25 protein-coding genes are annotated in these 21599 nt (G+C 52.9%); 10 read left to right on the forward strand and 15 right to left on the reverse strand.

Features of this window, described 5'->3' with window-relative positions:
• The first annotated feature begins 37 nt into the window (after positions 1–37).
• On the forward strand, positions 38–508 hold the full coding sequence (locus EnteroDNA1_RS19815) for an SRPBCC family protein (protein ID WP_033144910.1): 471 nt from the start codon (positions 38–40) through the stop codon (positions 506–508).
• Between the two features lie 96 nt (positions 509–604).
• Here EnteroDNA1_RS19815 and EnteroDNA1_RS19820 read toward each other — a convergent pair whose 3' ends face one another.
• From EnteroDNA1_RS19820 to EnteroDNA1_RS19830, 3 genes are read right to left on the reverse strand one after another with little or no spacing between them, the layout of a single operon-like run.
• Positions 605–1147, reverse strand: a complete 543-nt coding sequence (locus tag EnteroDNA1_RS19820) for a 1,2-dihydroxy-3-keto-5-methylthiopentene dioxygenase (protein ID WP_015571163.1) — start codon at positions 1145–1147, stop codon at positions 605–607.
• Entirely contained in the window at positions 1144–1833 is a 690-nt protein-coding gene (gene mtnC, locus EnteroDNA1_RS19825) for an acireductone synthase (protein WP_023334872.1), read from the reverse strand. The genes EnteroDNA1_RS19820 and mtnC overlap by 4 nt, the downstream gene beginning before the upstream one ends.
• Complete coding sequence (locus tag EnteroDNA1_RS19830) at positions 1830–2444, reverse strand: methylthioribulose 1-phosphate dehydratase (protein WP_033144913.1); 615 nt, start codon at positions 2442–2444, stop codon at positions 1830–1832. The genes mtnC and EnteroDNA1_RS19830 overlap by 4 nt, the downstream gene beginning before the upstream one ends.
• Positions 2445–2566: 122 nt before the next feature.
• On the opposite strand from EnteroDNA1_RS19830, the gene EnteroDNA1_RS19835 reads away from it, so the two are divergent.
• Positions 2567–3727: a pyridoxal phosphate-dependent aminotransferase gene (locus tag EnteroDNA1_RS19835; RefSeq protein ID WP_069303807.1), complete on the forward strand. Its 1161-nt coding sequence runs from the start codon at positions 2567–2569 to the stop codon at positions 3725–3727.
• On the opposite strand, the gene EnteroDNA1_RS19840 is transcribed toward EnteroDNA1_RS19835, so the two are convergent.
• The 3 genes from EnteroDNA1_RS19840 to citR form a co-directional block, all read right to left on the reverse strand.
• Complete coding sequence (locus EnteroDNA1_RS19840; RefSeq protein ID WP_069303808.1) at positions 3728–4354, reverse strand: IbrB-like domain-containing protein; 627 nt, start codon at positions 4352–4354, stop codon at positions 3728–3730. It lies immediately after the preceding gene.
• Positions 4339–5562 (reverse strand): phosphoadenosine phosphosulfate reductase, encoded by a 1224-nt coding sequence (locus tag EnteroDNA1_RS19845; RefSeq protein WP_069303809.1) that lies wholly within the window; start codon positions 5560–5562, stop codon positions 4339–4341. The genes EnteroDNA1_RS19840 and EnteroDNA1_RS19845 overlap by 16 nt, the downstream gene beginning before the upstream one ends.
• A gap of 172 nt (positions 5563–5734) precedes the next feature.
• Positions 5735–6634: a DNA-binding transcriptional repressor CitR gene (gene citR, locus EnteroDNA1_RS19850; RefSeq protein ID WP_039261223.1), complete on the reverse strand. Its 900-nt coding sequence runs from the start codon at positions 6632–6634 to the stop codon at positions 5735–5737.
• Between the two features lie 623 nt (positions 6635–7257).
• Between citR and ahpC the strand changes: the two genes are divergently transcribed.
• Positions 7258–7821 carry an alkyl hydroperoxide reductase subunit C gene (gene ahpC, locus EnteroDNA1_RS19855; protein ID WP_008501015.1) on the forward strand — a complete coding sequence of 188 codons (564 nt, stop codon included), beginning with the start codon at positions 7258–7260 and terminating at the stop codon, positions 7819–7821.
• A 127-nt stretch (positions 7822–7948) separates the two neighbouring features.
• Entirely contained in the window at positions 7949–9514 is a 1566-nt protein-coding gene (gene ahpF, locus EnteroDNA1_RS19860; protein ID WP_064673637.1) for an alkyl hydroperoxide reductase subunit F, read from the forward strand.
• Positions 9515–9574: 60 nt separating this feature from the next.
• On the opposite strand, the gene uspG is transcribed toward ahpF, so the two are convergent.
• Complete coding sequence (uspG, locus tag EnteroDNA1_RS19865) at positions 9575–10003, reverse strand: universal stress protein UspG (protein ID WP_023310731.1); 429 nt, start codon at positions 10001–10003, stop codon at positions 9575–9577.
• A 180-nt stretch (positions 10004–10183) separates the two neighbouring features.
• Here uspG and EnteroDNA1_RS19870 point away from each other — a divergent pair, with 180 nt between their 5' ends.
• Positions 10184–11422, forward strand: a complete 1239-nt coding sequence (locus EnteroDNA1_RS19870; RefSeq protein ID WP_032661072.1) for a zinc-dependent alcohol dehydrogenase — start codon at positions 10184–10186, stop codon at positions 11420–11422.
• An 8-nt stretch (positions 11423–11430) separates the two neighbouring features.
• Here EnteroDNA1_RS19870 and yldA read toward each other — a convergent pair whose 3' ends face one another.
• Positions 11431–11520: a small membrane protein YldA gene (yldA, locus tag EnteroDNA1_RS22630; protein ID WP_272481390.1), complete on the reverse strand. Its 90-nt coding sequence runs from the start codon at positions 11518–11520 to the stop codon at positions 11431–11433.
• A gap of 139 nt (positions 11521–11659) precedes the next feature.
• Positions 11660–12070: a nucleoside diphosphate kinase regulator gene (gene rnk / locus EnteroDNA1_RS19875; protein WP_023310734.1), complete on the reverse strand. Its 411-nt coding sequence runs from the start codon at positions 12068–12070 to the stop codon at positions 11660–11662.
• Positions 12071–12337: 267 nt separating this feature from the next.
• Between rnk and EnteroDNA1_RS19880 the strand changes: the two genes are divergently transcribed.
• A complete protein-coding gene (locus tag EnteroDNA1_RS19880) occupies positions 12338–12955 on the forward strand; it encodes a flavin reductase family protein (RefSeq protein WP_023310735.1) in 618 nt (205 codons plus the stop codon).
• Here the strand turns inward: EnteroDNA1_RS19880 and rna are convergent.
• On the reverse strand, positions 12949–13758 hold the full coding sequence (gene rna / locus EnteroDNA1_RS19885; RefSeq protein WP_045887730.1) for a ribonuclease I: 810 nt from the start codon (positions 13756–13758) through the stop codon (positions 12949–12951). The two genes, EnteroDNA1_RS19880 and rna, sit on opposite strands and share 7 nt — an antisense overlap.
• A gap of 94 nt (positions 13759–13852) precedes the next feature.
• Positions 13853–15220 carry an anaerobic C4-dicarboxylate transporter DcuC gene (gene dcuC / locus EnteroDNA1_RS19890; RefSeq protein WP_069303810.1) on the reverse strand — a complete coding sequence of 456 codons (1368 nt, stop codon included), beginning with the start codon at positions 15218–15220 and terminating at the stop codon, positions 13853–13855.
• 392 nt (positions 15221–15612) lie between these two features.
• On the opposite strand from dcuC, the gene pagP reads away from it, so the two are divergent.
• Both pagP and cspE read left to right on the forward strand, forming a co-directional pair.
• Positions 15613–16230: a lipid IV(A) palmitoyltransferase PagP gene (pagP, locus tag EnteroDNA1_RS19895; protein WP_069303811.1), complete on the forward strand. Its 618-nt coding sequence runs from the start codon at positions 15613–15615 to the stop codon at positions 16228–16230.
• Positions 16231–16420: 190 nt separating this feature from the next.
• Positions 16421–16630 (forward strand): transcription antiterminator/RNA stability regulator CspE, encoded by a 210-nt coding sequence (cspE, locus tag EnteroDNA1_RS19900; RefSeq protein WP_002439184.1) that lies wholly within the window; start codon positions 16421–16423, stop codon positions 16628–16630.
• A gap of 219 nt (positions 16631–16849) precedes the next feature.
• On the opposite strand, the gene crcB is transcribed toward cspE, so the two are convergent.
• Complete coding sequence (crcB, locus tag EnteroDNA1_RS19905) at positions 16850–17233, reverse strand: fluoride efflux transporter CrcB (protein ID WP_033144922.1); 384 nt, start codon at positions 17231–17233, stop codon at positions 16850–16852.
• Between the two features lie 67 nt (positions 17234–17300).
• Between crcB and EnteroDNA1_RS19910 the strand changes: the two genes are divergently transcribed.
• A complete protein-coding gene (locus tag EnteroDNA1_RS19910; protein ID WP_069303812.1) occupies positions 17301–18089 on the forward strand; it encodes a deaminated glutathione amidase in 789 nt (262 codons plus the stop codon).
• 125 nt (positions 18090–18214) lie between these two features.
• Positions 18215–18418: a twin-arginine translocase subunit TatE gene (tatE, locus tag EnteroDNA1_RS19915; protein WP_023310742.1), complete on the forward strand. Its 204-nt coding sequence runs from the start codon at positions 18215–18217 to the stop codon at positions 18416–18418.
• An 81-nt stretch (positions 18419–18499) separates the two neighbouring features.
• On the opposite strand, the gene lipA is transcribed toward tatE, so the two are convergent.
• The 3 genes from lipA to lipB all read right to left on the reverse strand — a co-directional run bounded on the left by lipA (position 18500) and on the right by lipB (position 21559).
• Positions 18500–19465: a lipoyl synthase gene (gene lipA / locus EnteroDNA1_RS19920; protein ID WP_013097595.1), complete on the reverse strand. Its 966-nt coding sequence runs from the start codon at positions 19463–19465 to the stop codon at positions 18500–18502.
• Between the two features lie 207 nt (positions 19466–19672).
• Entirely contained in the window at positions 19673–20626 is a 954-nt protein-coding gene (locus tag EnteroDNA1_RS19925; protein ID WP_032665064.1) for a YbeF family transcriptional regulator, read from the reverse strand.
• Between the two features lie 291 nt (positions 20627–20917).
• Complete coding sequence (gene lipB / locus EnteroDNA1_RS19930; RefSeq protein ID WP_069303813.1) at positions 20918–21559, reverse strand: lipoyl(octanoyl) transferase LipB; 642 nt, start codon at positions 21557–21559, stop codon at positions 20918–20920.
• Positions 21560–21599: the final 40 nt, after the last annotated feature.

Consider the following 21599-nt stretch of genomic DNA (forward strand, 5'->3'; position numbering starts at 1 on the left):
GCTATCCTTTAAGGGGTTCCCTTGAGAGGACAATATCGTGACGCTGGATCCTGAAACTGACTTAAAACTGGAGCGCGTGGTGGATGCACCGCGCGACCTGCTGTGGCTCTGCTGGACCACGCCGGAGCACATCAAAAACTTCTTCATTCCTGCTCCCCATAAGGTGACCGAATGCGATCTCGATCTCCGCGTGGGCGGGCGGTTCAACACCGTGTTTGAGGTGGACGGTCAGCGGATGGATAACCGGGGCGTCTTTCTGGAAATCGATCCCGGTCAAAAGCTGGTCTTTACCGACGGCTATACCGAAGGCTGGAAACCGGCCGAGAAGCCGTTTATGACGGCGATCCTGCTGCTGGAAGATGTGGGCGAGGGCAAGACCCGCTACACGGCGATTGCGCGTCATCCGACGAAGGAAATCCGCGAGCAGCATGAACAGATGGGCTTCCACGAAGGGTGGGGGATTGTGCTGGATCAGCTGGTGGGGTATGTGAAAGGACTGGAGCGTTGAAGCTCGAGCGGCCTGATGCCCTCACCCCGACCCTCTCCCACAGGGAGAGGGAGCAAACACTAAAAACGGCAGCTATAGCTGCCGTTTTGCTTTTACCTATGCCAACCGTGGATACGCATCCGCGATGGCATCGCCCGTAAACTGCGCCACCCAGCCTTCCGGGTTATCGAAAATACGAATCGCCGTAAAGTTCGGCTCGGAGCCCATATCAAACCAGTGCGGCGTGCCCGCGGGAACGGAAATCAGGTCGTTTTTTTCGCACAGCACCTGATACACCTCATCGCCAATGTGCAGGCAGAACAGTCCCGCGCCTTCCACGAAGAAGCGCACTTCGTCTTCGCCGTGGGTGTGTTCGTTCAGGAACTTCGCGCGCAGCGCCTCTTTCTGCGGGTTGTCGGCGCGCAGGCTGATCACGTCCCAGCTCTGATAGCCTTTCTCCGCCACCAGCTTGTCGATCGCATGCTGATACGCCTCGATCACGGCTTCGGGCGCGGGATCGTGTCCTAAATCGCGATCCGCCGCCCAGCGTTCAAACCGCACGCCTTTGGCATTGAGCTGCTGGGCGATCTCGGCGGCGTCGGTGCTGTGCCACTGGTGTTGACTGGCGTCTTTATCGGAATAAATGGTCAATGCGCTCATGAAGGGATCTGCTCCGGATTAATCTCGTCAAACTGGTGGACCTGATGGTGATGGCTTGCGCCGTCATCATCACCGCGAATCAGCTGCAGTGTGCGAAAACCTGCCTGTTCAGCCGCGTCCAGCTCCTGATGAATATCGGACAGGAACAGGATCTGCGACGGGGCGATGCCCGTTTGTGCCGCAATGTTCTGATAGGACTGCACCTCGCGCTTGGCGCCGATGTGGGTATCAAAATAGCCGCTGAACAGATGAGTAATATCACCTTCGTCGCTGTAGCCAAATAACAGTTTCTGCGCGGCGACGGAGCCAGAGGAATAAACATAGAGATCAATCCCTTGCGCTTTCCACTTTTCCAGCGCAGGCAGTACGTCCGGGTAGAGGTGGCCGGTAAAGTCGCCGTTCACGTAGCCGTCATGCCAGATGATCCCCTGGAGGGCTTTGAGCGCCGTGGATTTGCGGTCTTCATCCATAAAGGCAAACAGGGCGTCGATAAGCTCGCTGACGCTGGCGTGCGGGTGACCGATTTCATCACGCAGGTTGTCCAGAATGGATTTGACCGGCTCGGCGTACTGCTGCGCGGTCACGAAGGCCGCCAGCCGCTCACGCGCGTAGGGGAACAAAACGTCATGGACAAAACGGATATCGCTGGTGGTCCCTTCAATATCCGTCACAATCGCGCGAATCATACTCTCTCCAGTTGTCGTAAACGCATTTCGCATTCAAATAAGAATTCTAGTCCTTCCAGATGACGGCGGGCCTCGGCCACGTCGCGTCCCCAGCAGGTTAAGCCATGACCGCGCAGAAGAAAACCATAATTAAGCGGGCGTTCCTGTGCGTAATGGGCGATTCGGGAGGCGAGGGCGTCAATATCCTGGTCGTTATCGAAGACCGGGATAGCCACTGTATCCAGATGCGTGGTCTGCCCGGTGAGGGATTTTTGCATCTCAAAGCCGCTGATGTTGAGCTCGGCTTCTTTGACCAGACGCGACAGCACCGTGGCGTTGACGGTATGAACGTGCAGGACGGCGTTGGCTTCCGGGAACAGGCGATAAATCAGCGTGTGAAGACCGGTTTCCGCCGACGGCCTGCGGCCAGACGGCGCGCGGTTGGTGGCGATTTCAACCTGCAGAAAATCCGCCGTTGTCAGGCTGCCTTTGTCTTTGCCGGATTCGCTGAGCCAGCAGAGGCGCTCGTCCTGACGCACCGACATGTTGCCGCCGGTGGCGGGTGCCCAGCCTTTGGCGCCAATCCAGCGGCAGGCGTCGACAAGATGTGTGAGTTGCAGGTTGTCTGTCATTTCCTTTTACCCTCGCGGCCAGGAATATTCATATGGTTTAGACGTCTAAGCGTCTTGATTGCCAAAGACTAACATCGTGTTATAGTGGCAGCAACATAAGTATTACAAGCAGGCATGACACAATGAGCAATAACGCATTGATTCCGAAGAGTAAACTTCCCAATCTCGGTACTACCATCTTTACGCAGATGAGCGCTCTGGCGCAGCAGCACAACGCCATTAACCTTTCTCAGGGATTCCCGGATTTCGACGGCCCGACCTATCTGCAGGAGCGTCTGGCGTACCACGTGGCGCAGGGGGCGAATCAGTATGCGCCGATGACGGGCATGCAGGCGCTGCGGGAAGCCATTGCGGATAAAACGGCGGAGCTGTACGGCCATAAGCCCGATGCGAACAGCGACATTACGGTGACGGCAGGGGCGACCGAAGCGCTGTATGCGGCCATCACCGCGCTGGTGCGTAAGGGCGATGAAGTTATCTGCTTTGATCCGAGCTACGACAGCTATGCGCCTGCGGTTGAACTCTCCGGCGGCGTGGTGAAACGCGTGGCGCTCCAGCCGCCGCATTTTCGCCCTGACTGGCAGGCGTTTGCTGCGCTGCTGAGCGACAAAACCCGCCTGGTGATCCTGAATACCCCGCACAACCCGTCGGCGACGGTGTGGCAAAAGACCGATTTCGCCGTGCTGTGGCAGGCGATTGCGGAACGTGAAATTTACGTGCTGAGCGATGAAGTCTACGAGCACATCTGCTTTGCAGAAGAAGGACACGCCAGCGTGCTGGCCCATCCGCAGCTTCGCGAGCGTGCTATCGCCGTCTCGTCATTCGGTAAGACTTACCATATGACCGGCTGGAAAGTGGGCTACTGCGTCGCACCGGCGGCTATCAGCGCCGAGCTGCGCAAGGTGCACCAGTACCTGACCTTTGCCGTGAACACGCCGGCTCAGCTGGCGCTGGCGGATATGCTGCGCGCCGAGCCGGAGCACTATCGCGAGCTGCCGCACTTCTATCGTGAACGTCGGGATCTGTTTGTGGCGGCGCTAAGCAAAAGTCGTCTGGAAATTTTGCCCTCAGAAGGGACCTATTTCCTGCTCGCCGACTACAGCGCGATATCGGATCTGGACGACGTGAGTTTCTGCCAGTGGCTGACGAAAGAGGTGGGCGTAGCCGCCATTCCGCTGTCTGTATTCTGCGCCGATCCCTTCCCGCATAAGCTGATTCGTCTTTGCTTTGCGAAGCAGGAATCGACGCTGCTGGCGGCGGCAGAGCGTCTTAACACGCTCTGATTATTTCACCGTCCAGGCTTCTGAATAACGACGGTCTGCAAACAGCTCCAGCAGACCGTTGATTTGCTTGAGGCGCAAGACTTCATCGCTGTCCATTCCCAGCTCCTTGCTTATTCTCTCGTCATTCCAGCCAAGCTGCACCAGCTCGCGAACGATCTCCGACATAGCGTTAATCTGGTGTCGACCCCGCGCCCGGTTGTGACGAATAGTGGCAGCCATACGGTCATGTTTATCCTGTCGGTCCTGGCGCAGGAAGGTGACAGGAAGATAACCCTTGAGCTGGTGCTTCAGTGCCGCCCGATTTTTACCGATTTCATGGCGATGAAAACCATCCACAATTTCGTAATGTTGCGGTTCACTTTCTGTCACAACGATAGGTTGGGTGAATCCATCGAGTTCCAGCGACTTACTGAGCAGCCGTTTTTCTGGCGGGGCAACGTTATTGGGGTTGTAGTCGTTAGCGGTAATAGCGTCCTGTTTGATCCAGAGGACGCAGTCTATCGGTTGCGCACGAAACGGACTGTGTTTATGGATCGCTTCACGAAAAGCATTTATGGCGTTAATGCGTTCCTCTTCGGGAAGTGACTGAAGGTACGTTTCCATCTCGTTGATTAGTTTTTGTCGCATAATATGCCCCACTCCTTGCGTTTCGCCTTCACTCTGTCGCTGTAGCGCTGATAATGTTTGGGTTTATTTGGGCTGAACGATAGCGCCCTGCACCAGTAGTCGTTATTCAGGAGAACCTTACAAATACGGCGCCATGAGGGAACATCTTTGGCACCGATGTCACCGTCCTGCGTATCGGGAATATCCTCTGCGCCTCTCTTCTGATACCAGTGCAGATAAATGGCGATTTTATTGCGGTAATGCTCAGCCGTATTTTGCGGCATGCTGTCGAGGAGCAGCATGGCATATTCGCGCCAGCACAGGTGTTCGGGTTTCAGAATTTTTCGGTGACCATAAAAATGGTTATCGTGTCCGGCGTACATCCCCCCGCTGCGCGCACCGCTCACGCGCTCACACATAGCCGCCCAGCGATCGGGCTCAACAACGTGGTAGAGCCATAATCCCTGGCGCTGTTCCGGACCAAAGGGTTCACAAATCCGCATGTAGCGTAGCGGCACGCCGGCCTGAAACATCAGGTCATAGAGTGGGTTATAGCAACACCCTGATTTGGCGAACCAGGTCCATATATCGGCGGTTTTCCAGTCGTAGAGAGGGTAGATATACCAGGCATGTCCTCCCGGTGCGACGGTTGTCCAGGGTTTATCGTCGGCAAACCGCTGTTTACGCGCCGACGCGACAGCCAGAAAACGGTTGTATGACTCATCGGCGCGGATGCCAATCAGTACCGCCGCCGGGCGATTGCGAGAGAACCAGTCGGAGAAACCGCGGACAAAGGTTTCAAACGTCATGCCTGGCTGGTAGAAGGGAAAAAAAGCGGGATCGGTTATCGCATCGTCAGGAGGCTGGCGGACCCATTGTGTGCCGGGTTCCCAGCATTGCCATTCCGGCTGGAATTGCGACAGTGAATTTTGCGTTGTCAGGGGGAGCGCGACCCACCAGAAATGGTCGATGACATCGCTGTACAACTCGCGCATATGTTCCACATGGATAATGGTATGGGAAAACTGCGCTTCCCAGTCGATAAAGAGCACATCTATTTTGATGTTCATCAGTCGCGCCTGCTGGGCAACCAGATGCAGCATGACGGTGGAGTCTTTACCTCCTGAAAAAGAAACACAGATTCTGGGTAAGTTTTCGAGCGTCCATTTTATTCGCTCCCGAGCAGCGGTAAGAACATCCTGGTTTAAAGGGTATTTATAAATTGACATGCTTATTCTCATCCTGAGGAATAAATACCTGACTGTAGCGTCAATACTAATAAGAGGATTATATCAGTCAATAATTAATTGGATATGTAACGGTTATGCCGCGTAATTCTATAACGGTGGTGTATGTTTTAACGGTGTGGTTCCCATTTTGTGCGAGAACCACAGCAATATCTCACGGTAAGGATATTTCTTCAATAAAACTCGCGAATGCCGAGCTATTGAGCGCGGAACGATTGTACATCATGTAAATATCAATGCTGGGGAATTGAATGTCAGTTTCCACTTTTCGCAGGTTGAGGGCTGGCCCATATTGTTCGAAGGCCGGCGCGGGCACTAATCCTATGAGGTCGGACGAACCGATCACCGACAGAAGGGATATAAAAGAGTCGCTGCGATAGACGATATTTCTTTCGGTTAACAGGTTTTCGGCCTTTTCCTGATAGTCTTTGAAGCTGTTTTCATCGTTCAGGTAGGCGGTGAAGTTTTCATTCAGAATCTCTTCACGCGTGGGATTTTCACTGAGACGGGGATGGCCCTCCCGACAAACGAGGACGAAAGGAAGTTTATGGTAAAGGCTACAGGCGACAGAATGATTGTTAGAAGAAGAAAACGAAAATATCAGGTCGGCTCTTCTGTAGGCTAAGAGATCTTCCGCTGAATCAGACGAAAGAAAAACATCATGTAATTCAATTGAATAGTTATGGTTTTCCATCAACAGTTTTATAGGGTCAAGCGTTGCTTTCGTACTCATAAAATGCGGGCAATAAATGACAAAGTTCTTCTTCAACCCGCTGCTGTGCATGATATTGATAGTCTGCTCCAGCTGGTTCAGGTTCTGTTCCAGATGATGATGCAAATTGACGCCGACGGTCGTGGGCGTGATCCCTTTACCGGAACGGATAAACAGAGGATCGTTGAGTTGTCCTCTCAGACGCTGCAGTGACTGGCTCACGGCTGAGGGTGTGATATACAGCGTCTCGGCGGCTTTACTGATACTAAGGTGCTGATAAATGCACTCGAAAATGACTAACAGATTAAGATCGAATTTTTTAAGGTCATAGAGGTTTGCCATGTTTCGTCCTGAGGGCGCTGCGTTTGCTGTGGTTATCATATAACTGATAACAATAGTTTGAGGCTAACCATTTATAATTCTTTCGGTTAATTCTCTTAGTTTTAAATTAAAACCATCTTAATATATCACGGTGGCAGATTATTGAAATAGCGCTTCGAAAGCGATTGAGATAATTTTATTGTAGAAAAGGGAGTGAACATTTTAAATGACAATTGCCATTTATATATCGCGATAGTTTTATAATAAAAATAAATTTATAACGCACCGGAATGATGTTCGACACAACCTATCACAGCCATAGGCAGGAATGCCTCTCTTATGGATTGCTCAATCCCTGCGCGGGTGGTGTAATCAAACGGCTGTTACCGCCTTGATATAAAGGGTTGTAGAGCGCAACGCAACGCCAGTTTCGGCTGGCACTGAATGTACCTGCGGGGAATTCAGGTATCAGGGCCGCCCGTTGAGGCGGCCTTTTTACTTTCAGGCTTTCCTGTAAAAGGTTCACCTTGTTGTCTTGTCGACGTTGTAAGGTTTGGCTGATTGATTTGATAAAGCATACGCATTAGCCCCGATGAATAAAGTTGGTTACCTTACACCTCAACGAAAACACGGAGGAAGTACAGATGTCTTTGATTAACACCAAAATTAAACCTTTCAAAAACCAGGCGTTCAAAAACGGTGAGTTCATCGAAGTTACCGAGAAAGATACCGAAGGCCGCTGGAGCGTCTTCTTCTTCTATCCGGCTGACTTTACCTTCGTTTGCCCGACTGAACTGGGTGACGTTGCAGACCATTACGATGAACTGCAGAAGCTGGGCGTAGACGTTTACTCCGTCTCTACCGATACCCACTTCACCCACAAAGCATGGCACAGCAGCTCCGAAACCATCGCGAAAATCAAATACGCGATGATCGGCGACCCGACTGGCGCCCTGACCCGTAACTTCGACAACATGCGTGAAGATGAAGGCCTGGCTGACCGCGCCACCTTCGTTGTTGACCCGCAGGGCATTATCCAGGCTATCGAAGTTACCGCTGAAGGTATCGGCCGTGATGCTTCTGACCTGCTGCGTAAAGTGAAAGCCGCTCAGTACGTGGCTTCTCACCCAGGCGAAGTGTGCCCGGCGAAATGGAAAGAAGGCGAAGCGACGCTGGCTCCATCCTTAGATCTGGTTGGTAAAATCTAAGTTTTGCCCATTCGGTAATCAATGGGCGCACCCGCGCCCATTTCATTCCAGCACCATGATGCAAGTTGCATTCAGGCCGCCCGTATAAGGCAGCTTGCATGATGACGTCTTAAGAGAGGGAAGAACAATGCTCGACACTAACATGAAAACCCAGCTCAAGGCCTACCTTGAGAAACTGACCAAACCCGTTGAGCTGATTGCCACGCTGGACGACAGCGCCAAATCGGCAGAAATCAAGGAACTGCTGGCGGAGATCGCCGAGCTGTCGCCGAAAGTGACCTTCAAAGAAGACAACGCGCTGCCGGTCCGTAAGCCCTCTTTCCTGATTACCAACCCAGGATCCGACCAGGGACCGCGCTTTGCCGGCTCGCCGCTGGGTCACGAATTTACCTCACTGGTGCTGGCGCTGCTGTGGACCGGTGGTCATCCGTCAAAAGAAGCGCAGGCGCTGCTGGAGCAGATCCGCGATATCGACGGTGATTTCGAATTTGAAACCTATTACTCGCTCTCCTGCCACAACTGCCCGGACGTGGTGCAGGCGCTGAACCTGATGTCGGTTCTGAACCCGCGCATCAAGCACACGGCGATTGACGGCGGTACCTTCCAGAATGAAATCACCGATCGTAACGTGATGGGCGTTCCGGCCGTCTACATGAACGGCAAAGAGTTCGGCCAGGGCCGCATGACGCTGACTGAAATCGTTGCCAAAGTGGATACCGGTGCTGAAAAACGTGCGGCGGAAGAGCTGAACAAACGCGATGCTTACGACGTGCTTATCGTCGGTTCCGGCCCTGCGGGCGCGGCGGCAGCGGTGTACTCCGCGCGTAAAGGTATTCGTACCGGCCTGATGGGTGAACGCTTTGGCGGCCAGGTGCTCGATACCGTGGACATCGAAAACTACATTTCCGTGCCGAAGACCGAAGGCCAGAAGCTGGCGGGGGCGCTGAAGGCGCACGTCAGCGACTATGACGTAGACGTGATCGACAGTCAGAGCGCCAGCAAGCTGGTTCCGGCAGCGGTCGAGGGTGGTTTACACCAGATTGAAACCGCGTCCGGCGCGGTGCTGAAAGCGCGCAGCATTATCATTGCCACCGGCGCGAAATGGCGCAACATGAACGTTCCGGGCGAAGATCAGTACCGTACCAAAGGCGTGACCTACTGTCCGCACTGCGACGGCCCGCTGTTTAAAGGTAAACGCGTGGCGGTGATCGGCGGCGGTAACTCCGGCGTTGAAGCGGCTATCGACCTGGCGGGGATTGTTGAGCACGTTACCCTTCTGGAGTTCGCTCCAGAGATGAAGGCCGACCAGGTTCTGCAGGATAAAGTTCGCAGCCTGAAAAACGTCGACATTGTACTGAACGCGCAGACCACGGAAGTGAAGGGCGACGGCAGCAAAGTGACCGGCCTGGAATACCGCGACCGCGTGAGCGGTGACGTGCACAGCGTTCCGCTGTCAGGGATCTTCGTGCAGATTGGTCTGCTGCCAAATACCACCTGGCTGGAAGGCGCGATTGAGCGCAACCGCATGGGCGAAATCATCATCGATGCGAAATGTGAAACCAGCGTGAAAGGCGTGTTTGCGGCGGGCGACTGCACCACCGTGCCGTACAAACAGATCATTATCGCCACGGGCGAAGGGGCGAAGGCGTCTCTGAGTTCCTTTGACTACCTGATTCGCACCAAAACCGCATAACAGAAGAAAGTAAGGCTACACCTGCAATAGCGAGAGGCCACCGAAAGGTGGCCTCTTTTTTTATCTTACGACCATCACCGGTATATGGGTGTGGCGGATCACGCTGGAGGCGTTAGAGCCCAGCAGATGCGTGGTAATGGAAGGGTTGCGCGAACCGATGACCACCACGTCTGCTTTTAGCTCGTTCGCCAGTTCGTTTACCGCATCGCGAACGCTGCCGAATCTGACGTGCGTTTTGATGCGCGAAGGGTCGATGCTGAAGTGGCTGACCATGGTTTGCAGGCGAGTTTCCGCTTCATGCTGCAAATGCTCCTCGAAGCGACGCACGTCGGCGGCAAAGCGGTGCAGGCTCAGGCTGGCGGAGCCCGGCAGTACGTGTAAAAGATGGATAACACCGTCCTGCTGCGCCAGAAACTCCGCATGGCGAACGGCCTTGTCGCTCAGCTCCATCTCAAAAACATCAACCGGCATAATGATTCTCTGATACATACCCGTTTCTCCTTGTTTATAAACGCTGAATTCATTCAACCATAAAATAAAAATGGTTTCTGTAAGCGCCCCGTCAGTTTTCTTATCTCACCAGGATAAATCTCAAAAGCCCCGTATTCCAGGGCAGACCTTCAGGGGTAGCTACCCTTATACACTTACCTGGAACCTTTCGGAGGTCGCATGAAAGCACTTACGTATCACGGTCCGCACCATGTACGCGTCGAGAATGTCCCCGATCCCATTATCGAACAGCCCGACGATATCATTCTGCGCGTCACGGCCACGGCGATATGCGGCTCCGATTTGCATCTCTATCGCGGAAAGATCCCGAAGGTGCAGCACGGCGACATTTTTGGCCATGAGTTTATGGGGGAAATCGTCGAGTGCGGCGCAGAGGTGAAGAATTTGCAAAAAGGCGATCGCGTGGTGATCCCCTTTGTCATTGCCTGTGGGGACTGTTTCTTCTGTCGTCTGCAGCAATACGCGGCCTGTGAGAATACCAATGCCGGGCAGGGCGCCGCGCTGAACAAAAAGCAAATTCCCGCGCCGGCCGCGCTGTTTGGCTACAGCCATCTCTACGGCGGCGTGCCGGGGGGACAGGCGGAATATGTCCGCGTGCCAAAAGGCAACGTCGGGCCGTTTAAGGTCCCGCAACTCCTCTCCGATGATAAGGCGCTGTTCCTTTCCGATATTTTGCCCACGGCCTGGCAGGCGGCAAAAAATGCGCAGATTGAAAAAGGCTCAAGCGTTGCGGTTTTCGGCGCCGGGCCGGTGGGGCTCCTGACCATTGCCTGCGCGCGGCTGTTAGGGGCCGAGCAGATCTTTGTTATCGATCACCACCCGTACCGTTTGCGATTTGCCGAGGCGCGTTACGGCGCAATCCCCATCAACTTTGATGACGATAACGACGCAGCGGAAAAAATCATCGAGCAGACCGCTGGCCAGCGCGGCGTTGACGCCGTGATTGATGCGGTAGGGTTCGAAGCGAAAGGCAGCACCACCGAAACGATCCTCAGCAATCTTAAAATTGAAGGCAGCAGCGGCAAAGCGCTGCGGCAGTGCATTGCTGCCGTTCGACGCGGTGGCGTGGTTAGCGTACCCGGCGTGTACGCCGGGTTTATTCATGGCTTCCTGTTTGGCGATGCCTTTGATAAGGGGCTGACGTTTAAGATGGGCCAGACGCACGTCCATGCCTGGCTGGGTGAGCTGCTGCCGCTGATCGAAAAAGGGCTGCTTACCCCGGAAGAGATCGTGACCCATTATCTTCCCCTTGCCGATGCGGAACGCGCCTATAAGGTATTCGAAAAACGGGAGGAGGAGTGCCGGAAGGTGATTCTGGTCCCTGGCGCAGAAACGCCCGAGGCCGCAGAGCAAAAAGTTAAGGGCCTGGTAAATGCTTTCCCGGGTGGGGTTGCATGAGTACTCGCCTAGCTGTGGCGTTCAAGATAAAGCACGGCCATGACGATAATCGCCGCAATAATCAGAAAAATAAGTGTGATAACCAGTATCTCACTCATGACCGTCCCCACGGCACCAAAACAGATTAAGCGTGGATTAAGGGCTTTTTGCGCGATATAAGAAAATGGGGTGAATTTACGGAAAGAGGATGCGGCTGCATCCTCTGTGCAAAGCGGGTGGGCGCTTGTTCAGAAGTGGTTAACGCAGGTAATCGCCCGCGGCTTCTGGCTGGTAGAGCAACGCCAGCACTTCAAGATGGGCAGAGGCGCCGCCCGGCAATTCCCAGTGGATGGTATCGCCCGTGCGCAGGCCCAGCAGTGCGGCACCCACAGGCGCAAGAACAGAAAGCTGTGCGCTGCTGTCGGTCATCTGAGCCGGGTAAACCAGCGTGCGGGTCAGCTCTTCACCGGTGGTGAGGTTGCGGAATTTTACCTGGCTGTTCATGGTGACCACGTCATGCGGCATCGTCTCAGGCGTGCACATCTGCGCCCGGTCGAGCTCCTCATTCAGGGCGTCGGCCACGGGAAGTGAGGCAAACTCCGCTTTTTCCAGCAGCCTGTCGATACGTTCTGCGTCGAGCTCGTTGATGATAATTGTAGGTCTGGACATTTTTACTCCATGTCGTTAATGCTGCGCGTAACGCAGAAACCAATCCAAAAGAAAACCCTCGCCGTCTGGCAGCGAGGGTTTAACTCTCCCGATGATACTGGCTGAGCGCGCAAGTTTGAAGTGATGAAGGTCACATTCATGGTCCATATGAATTTTCGCTGAAATTTATTCAGTCTTCATTCCGGGCGGAATACGTTACGCTGAGTGTCCTGAACCCGGGCGTTGCGCGAAGCGCAATTCGCGTCCGCCCATCAACGAGAGAGAACTATGTACTTCTACCAACCGTCTCAGGGGCACGGCCTGCCGCACGATCCGCTGAACGCCATTATTGGTCCACGTCCGATCGGCTGGATCTCCTCATGCGACAAGGCCGGTCAGCTCAACCTCGCACCGTATAGCTTCTTTAACTGCTTTAACTATCGCCCGCCGATCATCGGCTTTTCCAGCAACGGCTGGAAGGACAGCGTGCGTAATATTACCGAAACAAAGGAATTTGTCTGGAACCTTGCGACGCGCGATCTCGCGCAAGCGATGAACCAAACCTCTGCGATGCTTCCGCACGATCGGGATGAATTCAGCTTTGCCGGACTTACGCCAGCGGCGAGCCAGCTGGTTAACGCGCCCCGCGTCGCAGAAAGCCCGGTGAACTTTGAGTGCCGCCTGTCGCAGTGCATTCAGCTTACCGGTGCTGACGGCACACCGGTCGATACCTGGCTGGTGCTGGGGGAGGTGGTCGGTATCCATATTGCCGAAACGCTGCTGGAAGAGGGGATTTACCAGACGGCGAAAGCGCAGCCCATCCTGCGTGCGGGTGGGCCGACGGCGTATTATGGCATCAGTGACGAAAACCGGTTTGATATGGTGCGCCCGGGCGCGGATCAGTAGCCGGCTTTATCAATCACGAACTGTTTTCCGCAGTTACCCGGATGTGGCTGCGGGGCAAATGACGCCGCAGAAAGCGGGTTGTTAATGGTGTCCGCCTTCAGCGAAACCTGCATCTCGGTCAGATACGCCGGATTGCCGTTGCAGGTCAGCTTGATCGCTTTGATGTTTTCTTTGCCCCAGCTTTTGGCAACGGCACCGTCAAAGTCGCTGCGATTGACGGTTTTCCCGTAATTATCGGCGAGGAATTTACCGACCGCGCTGTTTTTAACTTCCTGATTCATCCGCACCATCGTGCCGAAATAGGCATCTGGATCGAAACCAAAGCAGACGCCATGTTTGGCATATTCATAACGTTCCAGGCAGGAATTACCGCCCGCGCCCGGCATCACGTCGTTGAGCTTTGCGGCTGCGGAAAGCGACAGTCCGGTTTCGGCGGCATCGCATTTGCGGCTAGCCTTTACTTCCGGCATGTTCGGAATGGGGCGCGTGGCGCAGCCAAAACGCATCCACCGACGTTCATCCACGCCGCGTGCGGCAATAGATTTCGGCAGGCCAGGCCATAGACCGTGAACGGTCAGAAAATCGGCTTTATTATCGCGCTCTTTTTGCAGGCGACATTCGTCAGGTTCATTGCGGTTGCGTTCGACCATGCTCTGGCAAAAACCGGTTTGCCAGGACAGAGCCAGCACATAGCGATCGAAATCGCCATACTGTGTTGCCTTCAGCGGTTCCGCCTGTGCGGAGAAGAGACAGAGAGCAAGCGCGATTGCGCCAGACGGGATGACGATATCCTTCCTGAACATATGATTTCCTGATCGAATGAGCACTATTAATTTCTGGAAGTTATTAAAGCACAAAAAGCGCCTACAGGCGCTTTTTGGATATCCCTAATTTAGCTTAGGCCGCGCCGGGTACCAGCACTTCCGTGGCGATAATCACGATAATCAGACCAACTATAACGGGCACTGAGGTGCGTTTGACGACTTCGAATGGCGAGATTTTCGCCATCCCGGCAACGGCGACGACCACACCCGACACCGGCGAAATGGTGCGGCCCAGATTTGATGCCTGCAGCATGGGAATGGAGAGATAGGCCGGGTTAATACCGGAGGAGTGAGCCAGTTTCGGGATCATCTCAACGAAAGCGTAGAAAGGCGCATTACCGGAACCGGTGGTCATGGCCGCCAGCATGGTGAGCACCACCAGAACCAGCATCAGGATAATACTGGCCGAGCCGAACGAGGTGGCGATAGAAATCAGGCTCTGGATAAAGCCGATTGTGCTCAGACCCTGGGCAAAAACGCCTGCCGCAACCAGCAGCATCACCACGCCAGCGAAGGCATCCGCCATACCGCGATACGCCACTTCCAGACCTGAGAAGACTTTTTGCGTGTTAAAACCGCGTACAAACTCCAGCACGGCGGCCAGCAGCATACAGATGACAAGAATGGTGATGATGTGCAGCTGTGGACCCCATTTGCCGTCAAAAATCAGCACCCCGATGATTGGGGTGAACGGCAGAATGGAATAGAACGCGGGAGCTGTGGTGGTGATTTCACTCACGTCCATCATTTCATGGCTGATGTTTTCTTTCTTATCGAGATAGCGCTGCCAGAAGAAATGCGCGATCCCCATGCCCACAATGGCAACAATCGAGATCGGTAACGTGGTTTTAAAGGCGAAGTCGATGAGTGACATCTCCGCTGCCTTTGCCGCCAGCACAACGTCGCCGGAGGTCGGGGAGAGAATAATCGCTGCCGGAGACGCGCAAATTGCCGCGGCCGCGCCACGGCTGATACCGACGTTCACCATGACCGGGAACAGCGTCGCCATGAGCAGTACGCCAAGCCCTGTAGCCGACGAAACGGCCAGTGACATCAGGCAGGCGAGGAAATAGGCGGCGACCATTAGCAGATACGGCGAGTTGATGTATTGCAGGGGTTTAGAGGCAAGCTTAACGACCATGTCGTTGGCGCCGATATGGGTCATGTAGGCTGCAAAACCGCACAGCATCATGATCATCATACCCAGGTCACCGCCGCGGCTCATGAGCAATATTTTAATGTATTCAACAATATCTGTAGCCGTGTAACCGGTGCTGGTCGCGCTGGCAGGTAACACCTGGTGCCCCATTATTGCGCTGATAATCAGCAGCGTTAGACCGCCGACAAATAATACGCCCGTGGCCGAGTAGCCTTTAATGATGTAGCGTGCGACGCCGACAATGACGACGACTCCAATAAGGAGTTCGAATAACGTAAGCATGATTTCCCCTGTATCTCTGCTGCAATGGAGCACAAAAAATCAAAAAAAAGAAGGATGAAAATGTGCCGAATAATTGGCCTGTTCTTGCTGATTAAAATCAATAAACAGACGACTAAAGAACAGAACAACCGTCTTTTTGCCATGGCCCATACATTTATGTCATGAGGGTCTTGACCGTTAGAAATAGCGCAACATGTCCCAATAATGATAACAAATTGTTAATGCTTTGTGTGGTTTTACATGTCACTGATTCAGAACATTAAATGGGTAAAGTCACACCCCTTGTGGGTTTATTTTGAACGCATCGCCGCCTTTCCTTAAGAATATTCCCGAAAAGAAGCTGAATAATTAGGAATAACGCTGATGTCGTTAAGCTTTGATTCAACTACTTTATGGTAAACTTTGCCTCGAATACTAAGAATGGTAATTGCATTGTGATTGTACGTAATACATTTTTCTCTATTTTGTTGTTTATTTTTGGGCAGTTAACGTTTTCTTCTGTTGCACAGGCAGAAAGCAACGCGACGGATAAAGGCTGGTTCTCAACCTTTACGGATAATGTTTCCCAGACATGGACGGCACCTGAACATTATGATCTCTATGTCCCGGCAATAACGTGGCATGCGCGTTTTGCTTATGACAAAGAGAAAACCGATAAATACAACGAGCGTCCGTGGGGCGCGGGTTTTGGCCAGTCGCGCTGGGATGAAAAGGGAAACTGGCATGGCATCTATCTGATGGCCTTCAAAGACTCGTTTAATAAATGGGAGCCGATTGGAGGGTATGGCTGGGAAAAAACCTGGCGCCCGCTAGCGGACGAGAACTTCCACGTCGGTTTGGGCTATACCGCCGGGGTTACTGCACGTGACAACTGGAAATACATTCCAATCCCGGTGCTGCTGCCTTTGGCCTCTATTGGCTATGGCCCCGCAACGTTCCAGATGACCTACATCCCGGGTACGTACAACAACGGTAACGTTTACTTCGCCTGGATGCGTTTTCAGTTTTAACTGACAAAACGTTACATGCTGGTGATAAAACGCGCAGTTGTTGATTCATAAGCGATAAAAATCTGTCAGTGAAAATTAACGCGACTTTAGTCACTTTTTATCAAAGATCCGCTGGACAAAAGGTCCCACAATTGATGTACTGATAACCGACACAGCATTTGTGTCGTTTTTTAATGTAAAGGTAATTTTGATGTCTAAGATTAAAGGTAACGTTAAGTGGTTTAATGAGTCCAAAGGATTCGGTTTCATTACTCCTGAAGATGGCAGCAAAGACGTGTTCGTACACTTCTCTGCAATCCAGTCTAATGGTTTCAAAACTCTGGCTGAAGGTCAGCGTGTAGAGTTCGAAATCACTAACGGTGCCAAAGGCCCTTCTGCTGCTAACGTAATCGCTCTGTAATTCAGACGCGTCAGCAAGAATTTCAAAACCCGCTCACTGAGCGGGTTTTTTTCGTTTTGAATCAGCCAAGCAGATACATTTTCAGGAAGCTGGCAACGATCAGCACGCTCAACAACACCATTCCTGCGCTCATCAGACTCTGTTTCATTCTGTCACCCTCGTTCAGTATTACATTCAGAGTGACAGAGAAAAATTAAGCCAACATTAACGGTTCGGCTGTTAATGCGCGCTTGCGGAAGAAAATAGCCAAAATGCGATCCCCGTCATCGCAAAGGAGCCGAGCATATTGATCGCCACATTCATCAGCGCCCAGCCGATACGGCCTTCCTGAAAGAGAAAAACCGTCTCCGCAGAAAAGGTTGAGAAGGTGGTCAAACCGCCGCAGAATCCGGTGGTAATCAACACCTTCCACATTGGGTCGATGTGCGTCATTCGGTTAAACCAGGCCAGCCCCATACCAATGATAAAGGCACCAATCAGGTTTGCGGCAAGTGTTCCCATAGGAATCGCCTGATGCAGGGGGTTAAACCGCATACTCAGAAACCATCGCGCAACGCTACCCGTTCCCCCACCAATAAAAACGGCTAAAAGTAGTTGTAACACGCTAAATACCTGCTATTTGATGTGTAAGAGTAGCGAGTTTAACGCCGTTTATGATGAGGGGACAAATATGTATGTAGCGGTAGGGCAGTTTGCCGTCACGCCTGACTGGCATGAGAATGCGAGAACATGCGTCAACCTGATGATGCAGGCCCGGCAGAAAGGCGCATCGCTGCTGGTTCTCCCCGAGGCGCTGCTGGCCAGGGATGATAATGACCCGGATTTATCCGTGAAGTCCGCGCAGCCGCTGGATGGCGAATTCTTACAGCAATTGCTCGCCCAGAGCGCGGGCAATACGATGACGACGATCTTAACGATCCATGTTCCCTCCACGCCGGGTCGCGCGGTGAATACGCTCGTGGCGATTCGTGACGGGGCCATCGTCGCACGTTACGCCAAGCTTCACCTCTATGATGCGTTCAGCATCAAGGAGTCGCGACGCGTTGACCCCGGAGACAATATCCCTCCGCTGCTGGAGATTGACGGATTTAAGATCGGACTGATGACCTGCTATGACCTGCGTTTTCCCGAGCTGGCGCTCCATCTGGCGCTGCAGGGGGCTGACGTGCTGGTACTGCCTGCCGCGTGGGTCAAAGGGCCGTTAAAAGAGCATCACTGGGCAACGCTGCTTGCGGCACGCGCGCTGGATACAACCTGCTATGTCGTTGCCGCAGGGGAATGTGGCACGAAAAACATCGGGCAAAGCAGGGTGGTTGATCCGCTGGGGGTGACGATCGCCGCCGCCGTTGAAGCCCCGCATGTGCTGGTGGCGGAGATAAACTTAGAGAGAATTGCGCTTGCGCGTCAGCAATTACCCGTTCTTCGCAATCGTCGGTTTGCGCCACCGCAATTATTGTGATGTTTTTTTCAACAATGCTTGATTCACCTTGTTACAGATTGCTATTGTGTGCACGCGCAAAATGACCGTTAATACAGTCAGGTTTTGGCGCTGAATGCAGCCTGTTTTAAGTAAAGAAGGTATCTATGGGTGAGATTAGTATTACCAAACTGCTGGTGGTTGCCGCACTGGTCGTCCTGCTGTTTGGTACCAAGAAGTTACGCACGCTGGGTGGTGACCTGGGGGCTGCCATCAAAGGCTTTAAGAAAGCGATGAACGATGATGATGCAGCGGCGAAGAAAAGCGCCGAGGATGACGTCCCGGCAGACAAGCTTTCTCACAAAGAGTGACAGCAACGCCTCAGGGCTTGCGAAAAAAAACCGGCTCATGAGGCCGGTTTTTTTGTATTACTGTAAATGAATATTACAGCATTATTTAACTTCTTCGCCTTTAGCCTGCATATCGGCATGGTATGAGGAGCGAACGAATGGGCCGCAGGCAGCGTGGGTGAAGCCCATCGCCATCGCTTCGGCTTTCATTTCATCGAACTCGTCCGGGCTCACGTAGCGCTGTACCGGCAGGTGGTGACGGCTTGGCTGCAGATACTGTCCCAGGGTCAGCATGGTCACACCGTGGCGGCGAAGATCGCGCATCACCTCGATGATTTCATCATTGGTTTCACCCAGACCCACCATCAGACCAGACTTGGTCGGAATATGCGGATGCGCTTCTTTGAAACGCTCCAGCAGTTTCAGGGACCAGTTATAGTCAGCGCCCGGACGCACCTGACGGTAAAGACGCGGCACGTTCTCCAGGTTGTGGTTAAACACATCTGGCGGCGTCGCGGTCAGGATATCCAGCGCGCGGTCCATACGGCCGCGGAAGTCAGGCACCAGCGTCTCGATTTTGATGTTAGGGCTTTTCTCGCGAATGGCCGTAATACAGTCGGCGAAGTGCTGAGCACCACCATCACGCAGGTCGTCACGGTCAACGGATGTGATAACCACATAACGCAGCGCCATATCGGCGATGGTCTGCGCCAGTTTCTGGGGTTCGTTAGCATCAGGCGCGACTGGACGGCCATGAGCAACATCGCAGAACGGGCAGCGGCGGGTACAGATAGCACCCAGAATCATAAACGTCGCGGTACCGTGATTGAAACATTCAGCAAGGTTCGGACAAGAGGCTTCTTCACACACGGAGTGAAGACCATTCTTGCGCATCGCCGCTTTGATCCCCTGGATACGCGAAGAGTCGGCCGGAAGTTTGATTTTCATCCATTCCGGTTTTCTTAACAGCGCCTCGCGCTCTGTAGCCACGTTTTTAACCGGGATAAGGGCCATTTTATCGGCATCGCGGTATTTAACACCGCGTTCCATCACAATGGGTTTACTCATAGCGTGCGTGTTCCAGTTGCGAATATCGAAGGAAAGCGTTTCAATTCAAGGGAATGTTGTATTTATCAACTATTTTTGAACGAACGACAGGCAGTATATCATTGAAACGGTCGTTAAAGCAGCCTGCCAGATCGCCAATTTGTAAAATAGTTGTTGTTTTGTGCCTTTTGCCCTGCGGGTTGCAGGGGCTTGTGCTGGCTAAACCTGTCAGAAGGCCTGACGGATGATGCGGATGACGTTTTCCAGGACCGGATCGCGCAAACTCAGCTTGTTGTAATGCAGTGAAATCTCGATAGATTCCGCATTAAGCTGGCTGAGCGGGATGCTTTCCAGCGGCCAGCATTTTTGTAGCAGGCTGTACAGGCGTGATGGCATAACGCACAGCATATCGCTGCTGCCGATCAGGGATGCGGTGGTAAACATATTGTAACTGCTGAAGCTGATCTGACGTTCCGGGAAAATTTCATCAATACGCTGACGAAGTGCATGATTAGATTGCCCTTCGGTCATGAAAGACGAGTGATCGTAGTTGCGCAGGTTTTCGATGGTTAACGGCTCGCTAAGAGCAGGATGCTGCTGGCGGCAAACCAGTACCAGGTTATCCGCATAAAGCACATTTTGCCCCAGCGCTCTGGCACTGAAGCTGCCGCTTTCAATAATCAGGTCCGTCTGGAACTGGGCAAGCTGAATGTCAGGTTCATTGAGAGGCACATTGCGAAGCAGGAGCTGCGGAGCATGCTCTTTTACGGCCTGGAAGATCGCCGGCATCACCAGCACCCCGACAGAAGGGGAACAGCCGATGGTGATGGTTCGCTGCTTATCATAGCTCCCGGTTAAATCCAGTGCGCCCAGAATCGACTCCAGCCCCTGGCTGATGTACTCGTGGAGATGCGTGGCATAAGCCGTCGGCGTTACCCCCTGGCCCTTGCGGATAAATAACGGGTCGGGAAATATAGCGCGTAGCTTTTGGATTGACTGGCTTATTGCTGATGGCGTGAGATTAAGAATTTTCGCAGCGTTAACGATACCCTTATGGACATATACCGCCTCAAAAATAGTCAGTAAATTGAGATCAATATTACGTAAAGTCCGAAAAATTTGCGGCTTGTCTTCGCCACCGGGTTCATTCAGTCGTTTGGCTGGTAAATTATTATACTCCACGCTTTCACTCCGTATACATTCACAATATGAATGATAGTTGAATTTATTTATTATGCTTGTAGAGATTCGTAAAGTGTTGGTTTTGTTTCACTTGTTTATCAAGGGCAAACGGTTGTGTGATAATTGCTCACCTTACTTATGCCGTGTTTGCCATGCTTGCTGGAGGCTAAATAATATGTGGCGGTAATATTCGGGCGCTTCGAAAATATAGAATCTGTGGATTATTGTAAAGTGCAAAAGCTGTAAATAAACAGTGGCCCGCCAAATTATCGAGCCATGTTGTATGATGTATTAAGCAGGGATATATTCGTACGAGGGATTGTTAAGTAGCGCTAACATCTGCTTTAAAAGCACGGGACGAATATGTTCTGGCGTAGCGGTTTCAACCCACTGACGCATTTGCGTCATTTCCATGCCGGCGTAGCCGCAGGGGTTAATGCGCTGGAAGGGCGCAAGGTCCATATTAATATTCAAGGCCAGGCCATGGAATGAGCAACCTTTACGAATACGCAGCCCCAGTGAGCAGATCTTCATTTCCCCAACGTAGACGCCCGGCGCATCGGCGCGTGGATGCGCGTCAATACCATATTCCGCCAGCGTGTTGACGACAGTTTGTTCCAGTAAGGTAACCAGTTCACGCACGCCCAGCTTTCTGCGCTTCAGATTGAGCAGGACGTACATCACCTGCTGACCGGGCCCATGATAAGTGACCTGACCGCCGCGATCGCTCTGAATAACCGGGATATCTCCCGTCATTAACAAATGCTCTGCTTTACCCGCCTGGCCCTGCGTAAATACCGGCAGGTGTTCGACCAGCCAGATCTCATCTGGGGTGCTGTCATCGCGTGAATCGGTGAAGTCATGCATAGCCTGGGAGACAGGCTCATAAGGTTGCAGCCCGAGGTGACGGACCAGAATTTTATCCTGATACAAAACTGCGTCTCCGAAGACGAGGGACAAAAGGTGTGGAGGA

The organism is Enterobacter sp. HK169, from assembly GCF_001719105.1.
GTDB lineage: Bacteria > Pseudomonadota > Gammaproteobacteria > Enterobacterales > Enterobacteriaceae > Enterobacter > Enterobacter asburiae_B.